Consider the following 15,506-nt stretch of genomic DNA (forward strand, 5'->3'; position numbering starts at 1 on the left):
AGAGAGCTGGTGGTTGGTGCAAACCAGTGAGCAAAGTTAAGAGAATGGACTTCCGAGCCCCAAACCGAAACAGTATGGAGTAGGCTTTGGCGATGTGTCTCATCGTTACTTGAGATAAGCATTCTAATAGAGAATGCTATAAAGTGAGCTTTTCGAAGCTAATAAAGGTGGTACCACGGGTTCCTCGTCCTTTGGATGAGGGCCCTTTTTGCATTTTTTTAAAAGGTAGAAATGATAAAATTTCCGATATGTTTTGGTGTCTGGCTCCAGACGCCTTACACTTTTCTCATATAACAAATCGATGAATAAGAGTAGTAATCTTTATAGAGGCGTTTACAGAGAGCCGGGGTTGGTGGAATCCGGTACGATATATAAAGATGAATGGACTTATGAGTGGTGTCTTGAACGATAGTAGAGGGACCCGGATTTCCACCGTTAACGGAATTGAGCAGGGAAAGAAAAAGAGTCCTTTCCAATTTGAGGTGGCACCGCGGTCTAAATCGTCCTCTACAAACGTACACATTACGTTTGTAGAGGACGATTTTTTATATGGAAAATACATAGCGCCTTGCGCTTTTCTAATAAGGGGGATAAGAAGATGAATAAGGTGAATCAACAAAGAAAAATCCGGTTTAAAGGAAAAACAATCGAAGGAGATATCCATACGCCAATTGCTATTTTTCAAAAGTTGCAGGGTGAGAAGAAATTTTTATTAGAAAGCTCTCATTCTCATCAAGATAATGGCCGCTATTCGTATATTGGTACGGACCCATATTTAGAAGTGAAATCAATCGAAAATAAAGTCGTTGTGACTGATCACGAAACGGGAGTAACGAGCGAAGAACAAATCAAAGTCGTCGAATTTTTAAAGCGTGAGCTACTTGTTGAGGTTGAAGCAGATGGTGTAGAATTGCCGCCTTTTAACGGGGGAGCGATGGGGTATATCGGGTATGATGTCATCCGTCAATATGAAAATATCGGTTACATTCCAGAAGACGAATTAGGTATGCCAGATGCTCATTTTCTGTTTTTTAAACAATTAATTGTGTTTGATCACTTATTACAAAAAATTCATCTATTAACAGGCGAAGAAGATTATGAAGCAAGTCTTGCTAATATGAAAAAGATGATTTTAGAGCCGAATGTTCCGAGTGAGGAATTGTTAGCAGAACCGCTGCAGTTCTCATCTAATTTTAGTCAAACGGAATTTGAACAAATGGTCGTGGACGCAAAAAAAGCGATTGTAGCTGGTGAGGTATTCCAAATTGTACTGTCGCAACGCTTTCAAGCACCTTTTAACGGGAAGCCATTTGATGCCTACCGCCGCTTACGATTAGCGAATCCATCACCGTATATGTTCTATTTAGAGTTTGGAGATTATACGGTACTAGGTTCTTCTCCAGAAAGTCTCATTAGTGTATCTGAAAAAACGGTAAATGTTAATCCCATTGCTGGTACACGCCCAAGAGGAAAGACGCTGGAAGAGGACAAAGGCTTAGAAGAAAGCTTACTCATTGATGAGAAAGAATTAGCAGAGCATCGTATGCTTGTTGATTTAGGAAGAAATGATTTAGGGCGTGTATGTGAGATTGGTTCGATTCATTTAACAGAAGAAATGAAAATTGAACGTTATCAGCATGTGATGCATCTTGCTTCCAAAATTACCGGGGAACTGCGTGATGGATTTACAAGTTTGGATGCGTTAACGGTTTGTCTGCCGGCTGGTACCGTTTCAGGAGCGCCTAAAATTCGCGCAATGGAATTAATTAATAAATTAGAGAATACTAAGCGCGGTGTGTATGCTGGCTCGATTGGTTATATTAGCTATGGTGGAAATTTAGATATGGCCTTAGCGATTCGAACGATGATCATTAAAAATCAGAAAGCATATGTGCAAGCAGGGGCGGGGATTGTATATGATTCTAACCCAACCAAAGAATATGAAGAAACACAAAATAAAGCTAGAGCCCTTATGGAGGTGCATAAAAAATGATTTTATTAATCGATAACTATGATTCTTTCACATATAACTTATATCAATATTTAGGCGAAGTGGAACAAGAAATTCTCGTCAAACGGAATGATGAGATTACGATTGCTGAAATTGAAGCACTACAACCGACAGCGATTGTGATTTCTCCAGGGCCGGGCCGACCAGAGGAAGCGGGCGTGAGCATTGACGTTATTCAAGCATTTTACAAAAAGATGCCGATTTTAGGGATTTGCCTTGGTCATCAAGCAATTGGTTCAGCATTTGGAGCAAATGTGATTGGCGCTAAAAATATTATGCATGGAAAAACGTCTGTGATTAAAAGTACGGGAACGGATTTATTTGCTAAACAAGAAGTAGAATTTCCGGTTATGCGCTATCACTCGTTAGTCGTTGAAAGAGAAAGTTTGCCAGAAGAGCTTGAAGTGACGGCAACATCTTTAGATGACGGAGAAATTATGGCGTTGAAACATCAGAGTTATCCGCTATACGGTTTGCAATTCCATCCAGAATCAATTGGGACCAAGATAGGAAAAGAGTTATTGCATGAATTTTATAAAATAGCCCTTCTTTATCAAATTGAAACATCTGTTTAAGTAAAGAAAGCGAATGGGGGAGTTAAGGATGAAACAATACTTAGAAAAGTTAGCAGAGCGTCAAAATTTGACGACAGAAGAGATGAGTAGAGCAACCCAAACGTTATTTAGTGAAGAGGTCACGGATAGTGAAATTGCGGCCTTTATGATTGGTTTAAAATCAAAGGGAGAGACAGCGGAAGAGATTGCAAGTTTAGCGAAAGTAATGCGTGAGCAAGCGAAAACGGTAGAGACAAACAGCATTAATGTGATGGATAACTGCGGAACAGGCGGAGATGGCTCACAAAGCTTTAATATTAGTACAACATCGGCCTTCGTGTTGGCTGGAGCAGGAGTAAAGGTTGCTAAGCATGGCAATCGAAGCATTTCGAGTAAAACAGGCAGTGCCGATGTGCTGGAGGCACTAGGCATTAATCTATATCTTGAAAAAGAAAAAATGGAATCTTTATTAGAGGAGATTGGGATTACGTTTTTGTTCGCACCATCTGTTCATCCGAAAACGGTTAGAATTATGAAAGTAAGAAAAGAATTGAAAATTCCAACAATTTTTAACCTTATCGGACCTTTAACAAATCCTGTGAAATTAAATACGCAGTTACTTGGGATCAATCGTCGTGATATGCTTGAGACAATCGCGAGCTCGTTAAATAAAATCGGCAGAGAGCGTGCTGTCGTTGTAAATGGCGCTGGTTTTATGGATGAAGCGAGTTTGCAAGGAGAAAACTTCCTTGCACTACTTGATCAAGGAAAGGTAACTTCTTTTACTCTTCACCCTCATGAAGTTGGTTTGCCAGTGTATGATAATAAGGCTATTAAAGGTGGAGATGCAAAAGAAAATGCGGATATTCTTTTGCGATTATTAAAAGGTGAAAAAGGAGCGTATCGCGATACCGTTCTTTTAAATGCAGGCTTAGGGTTATATGCTTACGGAAAAGCTGCAACAATTCAAGAGGGAATTACAATTGCGCAAGAAAGTATTGATAGTGGGGCCGCACTTGGGAAGCTTGAAGCGCTTATTACACATAGTACATCAAATAAGGTGGTGCAATAAATGGGGAATATTCTAACGAAAATCATTGACGAGAAAGAAATAGAAGTAGCAAGATTAAAGGAAACCGGATTAACGGGTGAGGCACTTCAAGTGAAGCGACCCTCGCTTGTTGAACAATTACGAACTGCCACATCCATGTCGGTCATTGCTGAAATTAAACGAGCTTCACCATCCAAAGGAGAAATTAATTTAGATGTAAATCCTGTAGAGCAAGCATTAACGTATGAACGAAATGGAGCGGCGGCTATTTCCGTTTTAACCGATGAAAAGTTTTTTAAAGGGCGTATTGAAGACTTGCAACAGGTGAGTCAAAATGTAGCAATTCCGAGATTATGCAAAGATTTTATGGTCGATGAAATTCAAATTGATCGCGCGTATGAATCAGGGGCCACGGTTATTTTATTAATTGTTGCCGCTCTATCGCAAGAGCGATTGCAAGCTCTTTATACGTATGCTAAACAAAAAGGATTAGATGTTTTGACAGAAGTACATGATGAAGAAGAATTAGAGAGAGCTTTAGCGATAGATGCAGAAATTATTGGCATTAATAATCGTAATTTGAAAACATTTGAAGTCGATTTAGCTGTGACGGAGAGACTAGCAAGTCGCTTGGATTCTAATCGTCATCTTATCATTAGCGAAAGTGGCATTAAAACGGTAGCGGATGTAGAACGTGTGAAGAAAGCGGGTGCAAGAGGCATTCTTGTTGGAGAAACATTGATGCAAGCCGCTGATTTACCGGAAACATTAAAGCAGTTTCAATTGACGTTATAAGGAGATCATCATGTTTGTAAAAATTTGTGGTGTTAAAACGGTAGAAGCAGCGCAAATAGCAGCGGACGCTGGGACGGATTTTATCGGTTTTATTTTTGCAGAGAGCAGTCGTAAAATTGAGCCAGAAGAGGCTTGTGCTATTGCAAAAGAATTACCGCAGCATATTAAAAAAGTGGGTGTATTCTCCAATCAAAGTGAAGCAGATATTATCCGTACAGCCGCTCTTGCAGGGTTAGATTATATCCAATTGCATGGTCAAGAATCAGCAGAGTTTGCAAGCCGCATGCCTCTTCCTGTAATTAAAGCATTCTCGATTGAGTCGAGCGCTGATTTTACGAAACTAGTAAACTATCCAGCTGATTATTATTTAGTTGATTTACCAAAGAATCCAAAATCCGCCGAGAGAGCTAAAACATTAGATTGGAACGCTCTTGCTGATGCATCTTTACCATTTGAAAAGATCATCTTAGCAGGCGGCCTTACAGCCGATAATGTAGCCGAAGCAATTCAGGTCGTAAAGCCGTTTGGTGTGGATGTAGCGAGCGGGGTAGAAACGGACGGCGTAAAGGATGAACAAAAAATTCGGGCTTTCGTTTTGCAGGCGAAGCAAAGCACGACAGAAACGAGGAATGAATAATGAGTAAATACGTACAACCAGATCAAACAGGGCATTTTGGGGTTTACGGTGGTCGTTTTGTTCCAGAAACACTAATGCATGCCATTACTGAATTAGAAGACGTATACGAACAAGCGAAACAAGACCCGGAATTTCAAAAACAATTAGACTATTATTTAGAAAAATATATCGGCCGCGAGACACCTCTTTATTTTGCTGAAAATTTAACGAAGCTAGCTGGCGGAGCAAAAATTTATTTAAAGCGTGAAGATTTAAATCACACAGGTGCTCACAAAATTAATAATACAATTGGTCAGGCGTTGTTAACGAAAAGAATGGGGAAGAAAAAAGTCATCGCCGAAACAGGAGCAGGGCAACATGGGGTGGCAACAGCTACGGTATGTGCACTTCTAAACTTAGAATGTATTATTTTCATGGGCAGTGAAGATATTCGACGTCAAAAATTAAATGTGTTTCGGATGGAGCTATTAGGCGCGAAAGTTGTGTCTGTTTCTCAAGGCAGCGGTACGCTGAAAGATGCTGTAAATGAAGCGCTTCGCTATTGGGTGGCTCATGTGGAAGATACACACTATATTATGGGATCTGTGTTAGGGCCGCATCCATTTCCAGTGATTGTAAGGGACTTCCAAAGTGTGATTGGAAAGGAAACGAGAAAGCAGTATCTTGAAGAAGAAGATCGTTTACCTCACGCTGTTGTTGCATGTATTGGCGGCGGCAGTAATGCGATGGGCATGTTTTATCCGTTTGTAGAAGACGAGTCTGTTCAAATGTACGGTGTAGAAGCAGCCGGGCATGGACTTGACACAGCACTTCATGCAGCAAGCTTAACAAAGGGAAAACCCGGTGTGCTTCATGGTGCTTATATGTATTTACTACAAGATGAAGATGGACAAATTCAAGAAGCTCATTCGATTTCAGCTGGACTGGATTATCCTGGAGTAGGCCCAGAGCATAGTTACTTAAAGGATATCAACCGGGTGACCTATACATCTGTTACGGATGAAGAGGCGTTAGAGGCTCTTCAGATGCTTTCGAAGGAAGAAGGGATCATTCCAGCCCTTGAAAGCTCCCATGCGGTTGCTTACGGTTTTAAATTAGCTAAGCAAATGAAACAAGAGGAAGGGATCGTCATCTGTCTTTCAGGACGTGGAGATAAAGATGTCGAAGCTGTTCAAGCGAGATTAGGGGGTAGTGAACATGAGTAATAATCGACTAGCTACGGCACTAAAAAGCTGTGAGCAGAATGGTGAAAAAGCATTCATTCCTTATATTATGGCGGGAGATGGCGAGCTTTCTAGTTTAAAAGAGCAGTTGTTATTTTTTGAACAGCAGGGAGCGACTGCTGTGGAGCTTGGGATTCCTTTTTCAGATCCAGTAGCAGATGGTCCAGTTATCCAGCGTGCAGGCATTCGCGCACTTAACAATGGCACGACATTAAAGAAAATTTTAGAGGAATTAGAGAATATCCGAGAAGATGTTTCGATTCCGCTTATTTTCATGGGGTATAGCAACTCGATTTTAGCCTATGGCATCGGGCAGTTTGTGACTGATTGCGTAAAAGCTGGGATTGCCGGCTGCATTATTCCGGATGTTCCTGTAGAAGAAGAAGGGTTATTCGCTCCGATTCAAGAGGCGGGAATCCATTTGATTCGTTTAGTTACCTTAACATCATCGAAAGAAAGAATGGCTGAAATTGCTGAGACTGCACAAGGATTTATTTATGCGGTAACGGTCACGGGTATTACAGGAGCACGTGAAGCATTCGGTAGTGAAGTAGGAGCTTATCTAGAACAAGTAAAAGAAATTAGTCCTGTTCCAGTCTTAGCAGGGTTTGGTATTTCTACTCCAGAACATGTTCGCAGTGCGACAAAATATTGTGATGGAGTCATCGTAGGCAGCAAAATTATCGAAAGCTTTGAGCAAAATCGTAAACAAGATATTATCGAGTTAATTCAAGCGAGTAAAAAGCAAGTGCAACAGTAGGATGTATTATTAATTTAAAATAAACTAAGCATCATTCGTTTCGATGATGCTTAGTTTGTCTTTATTACAATTTATATAGTGGTAATAACGTTTCAAATGTGTATTGGATTGTATCAATTAACTCTTTATCCGTTAACTGAACCGCTTCTTCACGTGGAATCTGAATACCGCAGAGAATCTCTGCTTTTTTAACGGTTTGAAGTCGTTTAAACATGGAAAGTAAATCTTCCGTATTCAATTCGTTATGAGGAATAACATCAGGTTTCATATGATCGATAGACCAGACGAAGCTTTCTGGGACGATGCTTTTTAATAAATCGGCATTTTCTTCAAGCTTTTTGCCAAATTCAGCTTTATTTGGAGCTTCGTAAATAACAGCAAACCAAACGAATAGATGGGTTTCCCATAATCCGATTTGGAAATGCGGCATCATTTTATAGCCGCGGCGGTTAGCCGCAAAAGCGACCCATGTATCCTTTGGTGGATTAATGGTTCTACGTGCATGCTTAGCGACATGCGGAAAGATTTCTTCTCCTGTCATAATGGATAATTGCTGGGCAAAGTAGTCACCAAGGTCCTGAAGCTTTGGGCGAATTCTTTCTTTTAAAGCGTCCATGCGTTCTTCGAGACCATCGATCGTAAATGTGTTGAAATCGCTTGTTGTAAAGTGTACTTGATTCATTAAACATCTCTCCTATTGAACTTTCTCAGCTTATCTTAGCATAGCCAATAAAAAAAAATAAAAAATTATTGATGAATTAGCGTATAAATTTGTTGCTATTTTTTGTCGGACATCATATGATAAGATAAATATATAAACAAATCTGAAAATTTCGTTAATTAAGGAAGGGAGAATGTTAATTATGAAACAAGTCGTGAACCAAGCGTTAAAGGCTAAAGAAGTTGAAAGACATAGAGCTGCAGTTTTACGAATGGAAATGGACTATGAATTAGCAACCCTTTTTGAAGCACTTGAAGAAAAAAATGAAAATAAAAAATCACAATGTAAGCAAAAACTAGAGCGCATTCGCTTAGAATTATTAAAACTAAAAGCATTGTAGCATACGAAGTGAACTGAATAAAGGAGAAATTGGTATTTGACATGAACGATGTTGCGTGCAAAACCTTATATAAAAGCTAGGCGGACACTTCGTACGTAAAGTAAAAGTGTCCGCCTTTCATTTTTATATTTTATAACCAGAAGGCTCTGTTAATCGACAACGTTCTATAACAGACAGCTATGCAAAAATTTGCACCATCATGTGATATGAAAATAAGCGCTTTGTCTATTGTTTTTCAACGCTGCTTATTTTTAGGGAAGTCTTGTAAAAAAGAGCGAGCCCAAGCGCTTGCGCTTTTCTGATAAGTTGTGGCAAAATTAAGAAATAAATTGTTAAAAAATTGAAGTGGTTTAATGTGAATAATCAATGTAAGAATAAAGAACTTATTAATAGAAGTAAGTTGCAGAAAACAAGGGTGGGGATTTAGGTGGCATCAATTAAAGAAATGGATCAATATGCAAAAAAATGGATTAAAGAAGCCGGAGCAAAGTTAAGAGAGTCCTTTGCAATGGAATTGGATATTGAAATAAAAACGAACCCGAATGATTTAGTAACCAATATGGATAAGGAAACAGAGCGGTTTTTTGTAAGTAAAATTAAAGAAACCTTTCCAGGGCATCGTATTTTCGGTGAAGAAGGAATGGGGCATGATATCAATGATTTAAAAGGAACTGTTTGGATTATTGATCCGATTGATGGGACACTGAATTTTATTCATCAACAACGCAATTTTGCCATTTCATTAGCCATTTATGAGGATGGGGTCGGAAAAGTAGGGATGGTGTATGACGTCGTTCATGATGAACTATACCATGCTATAAAAGGAGAAGGCGCCTATTTGAATCATCATCCATTATCTCCGCTATCCGAGGTAGGTGTAGGGGAAGCGATTTTGTCCATCAATGCGAGCTGGATTGTTACGAATAAACGAATTAATCCGGCTATCTTAGCTGCCTTAGTCAATGATGTTCGCGGCACTCGCTCATATGGATCAGCAGCTTTAGAGCTTGCCTTTGTTGCAGCGGGAAGAATTGATGCGTATATTACGATGCGTTTATCACCTTGGGACTTTGCGGCAGGTTCAATCCTTGTTGAAGAGGTAGGAGGAAAAGTAAGCGATTTGTTTGGAGAAAATTTAGATTACATAAAAGGCGGTTCACTGTTTGTGGCAAAACCCGGCTTTCACGAATCTGTTTTGGAAGAGTATATTTTAAACAGATAAACTTGAGGTACACCCATAAAAAAATCGCCGTATCATTCGGCGATTTTTTTAAAAGGATGTTGTTAATCTAATTTACCAGCTTCACGCCATTTCTTCTTTTGGGTAAAGCCAAATCCCATGATTCCACAAAGGATAATGATTGCTACTACAATTCCTAATATGCTTTTTTCGGCAATGGATATACCAATTGAACCAATACAGATTGTGGCTAATATTGCTAAAATTAAAAATGGCCATTTGATTTTCATAATTTTCACCCCTAATAGTTATATTGTACATAATTTCTGTATTTGTTTCTACTATGTTTGTGATATAATATGTAAGCTAATATTAAAGATACGAATACACCAACTTTTTAGGAGTGAATTTTTTGAAATTAAGAGAAGATATTCGAAATATAGCTATCATTGCCCACGTTGACCATGGGAAAACAACACTTGTGGATCAGCTGTTAAAGCAATCTGGTACATTTCGTGAAAATGAACATGTAGAAGAACGTGCAATGGATTCAAATGACATCGAAAGAGAACGTGGAATTACTATTCTTGCGAAAACTACAGCTGTTCAATATAAAGATACACGTATCAATATTCTTGATACACCAGGACACGCCGACTTCGGTGGTGAAGTAGAACGAATCATGAAAATGGTGGATGGTGTTATCCTTGTTGTCGATGCTTATGAAGGCTGTATGCCGCAAACACGCTTTGTGTTGAAAAAAGCATTAGAACAAAAGCTTGCACCAATCGTTGTTGTAAACAAAATCGATAAAGATTCAGCTCGTCCAGAAGAAGTTGTTGATGAGGTATTGGATTTATTTATCGAATTAGGTGCTGAGGAAGATCAATTAGAATTCCCAGTTATTTATGCTTCAGGTATTGCAGGTACGTCAAGTACTGACCCATCAAAACAAGAAGAAAACATGGTGCCATTATTTGAAACAATTGTTGAAACGGTTCCTGCTCCAGTCGATAACAGTGACGAACCGTTACAATTCCAAGTTGCGTTACTTGACTATAACGACTATGTAGGCCGTATCGGAATTGGTCGTGTATTCCGCGGGAAAATGCATGTTGGTCAACAAGTATCTCTTATGAAGCTTGATGGAACAGTGAAATCATTCCGTGTAACAAAAATCTTTGGTTTTATCGGTTTGAAAAGGGTAGAAATTGAAGAAGCTTTCCCTGGCGACTTAATTGCTGTTTCCGGTATGGAAGATATCAATGTAGGGGAAACAGTTTGTCCAACGGAACATCCGGAAGCACTGCCAGTTCTACGTATTGACGAACCAACTCTTCAAATGACATTCCTTGTGAATAATAGTCCATTTGCAGGTCGTGAAGGTAAATTTGTTACGGCTCGTAAAATTGAAGAGCGCCTTCGTACTCAATTACAAACAGATGTAAGCTTACGTGTTGAGAATACAGATTCACCAGATGTTTGGATTGTATCTGGACGAGGCGAGCTTCATTTATCTATTTTAATTGAAAATATGCGTCGTGAAGGGTATGAACTTCAAGTATCAAAGCCGGAAGTTATCGTACGTGAAATCGATGGTGTACGTTGTGAACCTGTAGAGCGTGTTCAAATTGATGTGCCAGAGGAGCATACGGGATCCATTATGGAATCGATTGGTGCTCGTAAAGGTGAAATGCTTGATATGATTAATAACGGTGGCGGCCAAGTTCGTTTACTTTTCAACGTACCGGCACGTGGATTAATTGGTTACTCAACTGAGTTTTTAACATTAACTCGTGGTTATGGAATTATGAACCATACATTTGATAGTTATCAACCAATGCAATCAGGTCAAGTTGGTGGACGTCGCCAAGGAGTTCTTGTTTCAATGGAAAATGGTAAAGCAACTCAATACGGAATTATGGGTGTTGAAGATCGCGGTGTCATTTTCGTTGAACCAGGTACAGAAGTATACGAAGGTATGATTGTTGGTGAACACAATCGCGAAAATGATTTGACTGTTAACGTTGTAAAAGCAAAGCAAATGACAAACATGCGTTCAGCGAATAAAGACCAAACAACTTCTATGAAAAAGCCAAGAATCATGTCTCTAGAAGAAGCGTTAGAGTACTTGGCTGATGATGAATACTTGGAAGTGACTCCAGAATCTATTCGTCTTCGTAAGAAAATTCTAGAGAAAAATGAACGTGAAAAAGCAGCGAAAAAGAAAAAATATGCGGAAACAAAGTAAGCGCTAGGAGGAATAAAGCATGGATATCCAAGAGCGATTATCGTTTTTTGCAGCACTATATCGGGTCGATGAAAATCCTGAAGCAGGAATGTGGTATTTATATTTAACGATTTTTGGATTATGTATCCTTGTATATCAGTTAGGTTTTGCCAAAAAATTGCCTTTGCTTAAAAATATAGTGATCTATACGGTAATGGCGTTTGGATGTACAATGCTTTGTTTTCTTGGAGTGTTTCTTCCGATGGCGGAAGGGCTCGTCATTGCAGCCATTGTGCTTGGTATTTATCGTATGCGTCTTAAACAATCAAAAAAAGAAGGGGCGTAAAGCTGTAGATGAAATCATTACAGGATGCACTTTATAATTGGCTCACGATTAAAGTAGTCTGTGATGCAAGACCGAATGACACAGCGGCTAAACAAACGGAACAGTTTTTTAGCCGTCTGTTAGAAGAGGATCATCAGCTTAGCCATCTTTCAGTAATAAAAGATTCACCATTTTATTTTATTACGTTTTGGAAAGATGGAAGCGAGCAGCAGAAGCGTTTTCCGATCGAGATGATTGATGTAATGTTAAATCAAATTGAATTAACACCAGATAAATATCGGAATGTTGATGAGTAAAAGCAAAAGCCGTGCAAATGTTGCACGGCTTTTTTTATAGGAAATAGGCGAGAATACCGCCTGCTTCAAGGAACGTGAAGAGCAACAGTCCAATGAATAGGTGAGGGAGTTCAAAGGAATTTGAAAGTGTTTTGAAGTTGTCGATAAAAAAGGTATAGCTATATTGAATGTAAACATCCGGCCCCTCTAGCAGCCGTATAAGTTTACCTTCTGGTATTATTTTTTACCACTCATCTTCTTGAACAGCTGTACGGTATAAGTGGAACTTTCCTGTTGCCATTCGTTCATTTGTCCGTTTCTCAATTCGTGCATAGCATGTTTGACACATAAAGGTATGTATAGGACGATTGCGCAGTTTTTTTGCCTCGGGAGCATCATCCGAAAGTGTTTCAATTTGATCGCATATAACGCATTTGACCTTCATTTTAGACCCTCGCTTTTAATGTCAGATATAAGTAGTATACCATGTTTACAATCGCTGGGCCAAAAATCATTTTATCAACAATATTATTTAACAGCCCCTATTAAATATTAAGAGGCTGCTCAGTTTAGAGCAGCCGTAAGCTTCCTTAGTCTAGATGACCATTCGATTGTTTATTTTGTTTGTCTTCCAACATTTTTTGTTCTTTCTCATTATCAATCGTTTGTTTTTGTTCATTCATCACCTTGTTTGGTGTTTGTTCTACGAGATCACCAGGAACTTCTGGGATAATTCGGCTTGTAATATCCGAAAGCTCATTTAATATACCTCGGATAGGCTGTCCATTTTCAATATCAGCAGCAACTTCCCTAATTCTTTCATTTAAATCAGGGTCAGCGACAATTGTTGCATAAGCACCATATGGATCCTGTTGCAAAGCTTCACCAACGGAATACTTAATAGTACCGACTTGTGATCGTTCGATATCTTGATCGATATCAATACCGACAATTGCATATTTTCCAAGGACTACGGCTGTTGCATCATTGACGTGAGGCACTTTAACAGCTAAATCGGTTAGTCTTTTGGCAGTTTCGGCTCCGGACTTCCGATCTGTCTCCTGTATATTCGTATTTTTCACTTCTGTGATGTTAGGTCGCTGATTGTCATTTATTTCTCTGCCTTGTTCGTTCTGAGAACATCCTCCAACAATGATGATAGCAAGAATCATCCAACAAAATTTTTGCATAATATACCCCCATTTACGACATTTTGTTTATAGTCTGTAAATGTTCTTCTATCTTTATGCAATGAAACATATATTTTATCAACAGTCTCGTCCGCTACATAAGATGCAGGAAGCAGTCAAAAGAGTACGACAATACTGACAAAAGTAGGCAGGGGGATTATCTTGGGGAAAATCTATGTATTAGATACAAATGTCCTGTTGCAGGACCCGTATTCAATTTTTTCTTTTGAAGCGAATGAAGTTGTTATCCCAGCAGTTGTTTTAGAGGAATTGGATTCAAAAAAACGCTACATGGATGAAATTGGTAGAAATGCAAGGCAAGTATCGAAATTAATTGACGGTTTTCGAGAAAAAGGAAAACTGCATGATGGGATTCCCCTTCACAATGGTGGGAAGTTAAGAATTGAACTGAATCATCGTTCATTTCATGAGCTTCAAGAAATTTTTGTGGAAAAAACGAATGATAATCGCATTTTAGCTGTAGCGAAAAATATTTCATTAGAGGAGGAAACGAAGCCGGACGGAAAAGCGGTTATTTTAGTTAGTAAAGACACGCTTGTTCGAGTAAAGGCTGATGCTATTGGCCTTGAATCGGAAGATTTCTTAAATGACCGTGTCGTTGAATTGGATCATATTTATCCTGGGTTTAAAGAAATCTATGTCACGGTAGATAAATTAAACCAATTTTATATGAAAGGGCATTTGTTGCTATCGGAATTAAGAAAAGAGACTTATTTTCCAAATCAATTTTTATTGATGAAGGATGAACTTGGTGGTTCTGCTTCAGCTATAGGCATGGTAGATGATCACAAAAAAATGGTAAAAAAACTACATTATGAAGGTGAACATATTTGGGGGATTAAGCCCCGGAATGTGCAGCAAACGATGGCGTTGGATATTTTACTTCGAAAGGATTTACCTCTTGTTACGTTAATTGGTAAAGCAGGAACGGGGAAAACGTTACTTGCTTTAGCGGCAGGACTGCTTCAAACAGAAGATCAAGGGATTTATAAGAAATTGCTTGTAGCCAGACCGATTGTACCAGTTGGCAAGGATATTGGATATTTACCAGGAGAAAAAGAGGAGAAGCTACGACCTTGGATGCAACCGATTTTTGATAATCTAGAATATTTATTTAATACAAAGAAACCAGGAGAACTGGATGCGATTCTTGCCGGTATGAGTTCAATTGAGGTAGAGGCATTAACGTATATCCGTGGAAGAAGTATCCCTGATCAATTTATTATCATTGATGAGGCTCAAAATTTAACGAAGCATGAGGTGAAAACCATTTTAACTCGTGTAGGTGATCGCAGTAAAATTGTGTTAATGGGTGATCCAGAGCAGATTGATCATCCTTACCTAGATGAGTATAACAATGGCTTGACATATGTAGTTGAAAAATTTAAACAAGAAAAGATTGCTGGACATGTAAAGTTAGTAAAAGGGGAGCGCTCAGGATTAGCACAATTAGCTGCCAATCTCTTATAACGAATAGAAAACGGCAAGATTGATTAGCTTGCCGTTTCTTGTGAAGCTCTTTTTCTCCGTGCTTAACGGGCAGTAAGACATCCACCTTAAGCTTAGGAGAACTTTTGTAGTATAGGTCCGCTTGGTGACTAACCATCAGTAGGGGTCAAGGAGAACCTCATTGATGAAAGTTTTACTTTACTGTAAACGATTTAACGTTTTTAATGGGATTATCTCGATTAGAGCCATCTCCCAAATAGATATGTAATGGTCCTCCATCTTCTTCCAAACGAAGCGGTTTACCTTCTTTAGAGAAACCGAGGAAAAATTCGTTTGCTACTTCGATAGGAAAGCTTAATTCTTTTCCATCAGCTGTCACGATGATTTCGGTTGCTCCTTCTTCAGGAACAGCATTTTGTAAAAATGGCTTAAAAGGAATGCCGAATGTGCCTGTCATAAGTTTGATTTTTTCAAATTTTCGTTCCGTTTTCAAAGTAGGAGGCACAATTGCTCCTTCACGGATTTCTTTTTGCCAGTGTTCAGCAGCTTTTTGTGTATAGTCTTCTAATTCATCCACTACCACATTATCTTTATCAAAATATGTATCAATTTCAATTTTGCGATCGTCGAAAATCCAAACACCTGGATCCAATGTAATCGGAAATTTCACCTTGCCGTTAATAAACACGATTGATTCCAAATTTCTCATTCCCTTCTGTTAAT

At 38.9% G+C, this 15,506-nt stretch carries 18 protein-coding genes and 2 other annotated features (1 of these 20 running past the window's edge); of the genes, 13 read left to right on the forward strand and 5 right to left on the reverse strand.

From position 1 onward, the window contains the following. Positions 1 to 195, forward strand: a binding site (T-box leader) (it extends 44 nt beyond the left edge of the window). A 97-nt stretch (positions 196 to 292) separates the two neighbouring features. After that, positions 293 to 511, forward strand: a binding site (T-box leader). An 87-nt stretch (positions 512 to 598) separates the two neighbouring features. From trpE to trpA, 7 genes are read left to right on the forward strand one after another with little or no spacing between them, the layout of a single operon-like run. After that, positions 599 to 1,993 (forward strand): anthranilate synthase component I, encoded by a 1,395-nt coding sequence (gene trpE / locus BAOM_RS07010; RefSeq protein ID WP_252283254.1) that lies wholly within the window; start codon positions 599 to 601, stop codon positions 1,991 to 1,993. Beyond that, complete coding sequence (locus BAOM_RS07015; RefSeq protein ID WP_127759659.1) at positions 1,990 to 2,586, forward strand: anthranilate synthase component II; 597 nt, start codon at positions 1,990 to 1,992, stop codon at positions 2,584 to 2,586. Before trpE ends, BAOM_RS07015 begins: the two co-directional genes overlap by 4 nt. Before the next feature lie 28 nt (positions 2,587 to 2,614). Further along, on the forward strand, positions 2,615 to 3,637 hold the full coding sequence (trpD, locus tag BAOM_RS07020; RefSeq protein ID WP_127759660.1) for an anthranilate phosphoribosyltransferase: 1,023 nt from the start codon (positions 2,615 to 2,617) through the stop codon (positions 3,635 to 3,637). Next, complete coding sequence (trpC, locus tag BAOM_RS07025; RefSeq protein WP_127759661.1) at positions 3,638 to 4,411, forward strand: indole-3-glycerol phosphate synthase TrpC; 774 nt, start codon at positions 3,638 to 3,640, stop codon at positions 4,409 to 4,411. Positions 4,412 to 4,421: 10 nt separating this feature from the next. Continuing rightward, the gene (locus tag BAOM_RS07030; RefSeq protein ID WP_127759662.1) at positions 4,422 to 5,048 is read left to right on the forward strand and encodes a phosphoribosylanthranilate isomerase; all 627 of its coding nucleotides are present in this window, start codon (positions 4,422 to 4,424) and stop codon (positions 5,046 to 5,048) included. After that, positions 5,048 to 6,253 (forward strand): tryptophan synthase subunit beta, encoded by a 1,206-nt coding sequence (gene trpB / locus BAOM_RS07035; protein WP_127759663.1) that lies wholly within the window; start codon positions 5,048 to 5,050, stop codon positions 6,251 to 6,253. Before BAOM_RS07030 ends, trpB begins: the two co-directional genes overlap by 1 nt. Further along, a complete protein-coding gene (gene trpA / locus BAOM_RS07040; protein ID WP_127759664.1) occupies positions 6,246 to 7,031 on the forward strand; it encodes a tryptophan synthase subunit alpha in 786 nt (261 codons plus the stop codon). Before trpB ends, trpA begins: the two co-directional genes overlap by 8 nt. Positions 7,032 to 7,095: 64 nt before the next feature. Here the strand turns inward: trpA and BAOM_RS07045 are convergent, their stop codons facing one another. Then, entirely contained in the window at positions 7,096 to 7,713 is a 618-nt protein-coding gene (locus BAOM_RS07045) for a YktB family protein (RefSeq protein WP_127759665.1), read from the reverse strand. A 181-nt stretch (positions 7,714 to 7,894) separates the two neighbouring features. Here BAOM_RS07045 and BAOM_RS07050 point away from each other — a divergent pair, with 181 nt between their 5' ends. Both BAOM_RS07050 and BAOM_RS07055 read left to right on the forward strand, forming a co-directional pair. Next, complete coding sequence (locus BAOM_RS07050; RefSeq protein ID WP_127759666.1) at positions 7,895 to 8,092, forward strand: hypothetical protein; 198 nt, start codon at positions 7,895 to 7,897, stop codon at positions 8,090 to 8,092. A gap of 427 nt (positions 8,093 to 8,519) precedes the next feature. Next, complete coding sequence (locus BAOM_RS07055; RefSeq protein WP_218973852.1) at positions 8,520 to 9,314, forward strand: inositol monophosphatase family protein; 795 nt, start codon at positions 8,520 to 8,522, stop codon at positions 9,312 to 9,314. A 62-nt stretch (positions 9,315 to 9,376) separates the two neighbouring features. Here BAOM_RS07055 and BAOM_RS07060 read toward each other — a convergent pair whose 3' ends face one another. Next, entirely contained in the window at positions 9,377 to 9,562 is a 186-nt protein-coding gene (locus tag BAOM_RS07060) for a DUF5325 family protein (protein ID WP_373995318.1), read from the reverse strand. A gap of 122 nt (positions 9,563 to 9,684) precedes the next feature. Here BAOM_RS07060 and typA point away from each other — a divergent pair, with 122 nt between their 5' ends. Genes typA through BAOM_RS07075 form a run of 3 tightly spaced genes read left to right on the forward strand, consistent with a single transcriptional unit; the run spans position 9,685 to position 12,144 of the window. Next, the gene (gene typA, locus BAOM_RS07065) at positions 9,685 to 11,523 is read left to right on the forward strand and encodes a translational GTPase TypA (RefSeq protein WP_127759667.1); all 1,839 of its coding nucleotides are present in this window, start codon (positions 9,685 to 9,687) and stop codon (positions 11,521 to 11,523) included. A 19-nt stretch (positions 11,524 to 11,542) separates the two neighbouring features. Continuing rightward, positions 11,543 to 11,848 carry a YlaH-like family protein gene (locus BAOM_RS07070; protein ID WP_119116168.1) on the forward strand — a complete coding sequence of 102 codons (306 nt, stop codon included), beginning with the start codon at positions 11,543 to 11,545 and terminating at the stop codon, positions 11,846 to 11,848. An 8-nt stretch (positions 11,849 to 11,856) separates the two neighbouring features. Then, the gene (locus BAOM_RS07075; RefSeq protein ID WP_127759668.1) at positions 11,857 to 12,144 is read left to right on the forward strand and encodes a hypothetical protein; all 288 of its coding nucleotides are present in this window, start codon (positions 11,857 to 11,859) and stop codon (positions 12,142 to 12,144) included. A 223-nt stretch (positions 12,145 to 12,367) separates the two neighbouring features. On the opposite strand, the gene BAOM_RS07080 is transcribed toward BAOM_RS07075, so the two are convergent. Together BAOM_RS07080 and BAOM_RS07085 are read right to left on the reverse strand one after the other, a co-directional pair. Beyond that, positions 12,368 to 12,568, reverse strand: coding sequence for a YlaI family protein (locus tag BAOM_RS07080; protein ID WP_119116170.1), 201 nt, complete (start codon positions 12,566 to 12,568; stop codon positions 12,368 to 12,370). Positions 12,569 to 12,713: 145 nt separating this feature from the next. Beyond that, positions 12,714 to 13,313 (reverse strand): YhcN/YlaJ family sporulation lipoprotein, encoded by a 600-nt coding sequence (locus tag BAOM_RS07085; protein WP_127759669.1) that lies wholly within the window; start codon positions 13,311 to 13,313, stop codon positions 12,714 to 12,716. 162 nt (positions 13,314 to 13,475) lie between these two features. Here BAOM_RS07085 and BAOM_RS07090 point away from each other — a divergent pair, with 162 nt between their 5' ends. Beyond that, on the forward strand, positions 13,476 to 14,804 hold the full coding sequence (locus tag BAOM_RS07090; RefSeq protein ID WP_127759670.1) for a PhoH family protein: 1,329 nt from the start codon (positions 13,476 to 13,478) through the stop codon (positions 14,802 to 14,804). 172 nt (positions 14,805 to 14,976) lie between these two features. On the opposite strand, the gene BAOM_RS07095 is transcribed toward BAOM_RS07090, so the two are convergent. Continuing rightward, positions 14,977 to 15,483 (reverse strand): peptidyl-prolyl cis-trans isomerase, encoded by a 507-nt coding sequence (locus BAOM_RS07095; protein WP_127759671.1) that lies wholly within the window; start codon positions 15,481 to 15,483, stop codon positions 14,977 to 14,979. Positions 15,484 to 15,506 lie beyond the last annotated feature (23 nt).

The organism is Peribacillus asahii (assembly GCF_004006295.1).
GTDB lineage: Bacteria > Bacillota > Bacilli > Bacillales > DSM-1321 > Peribacillus > Peribacillus asahii_A.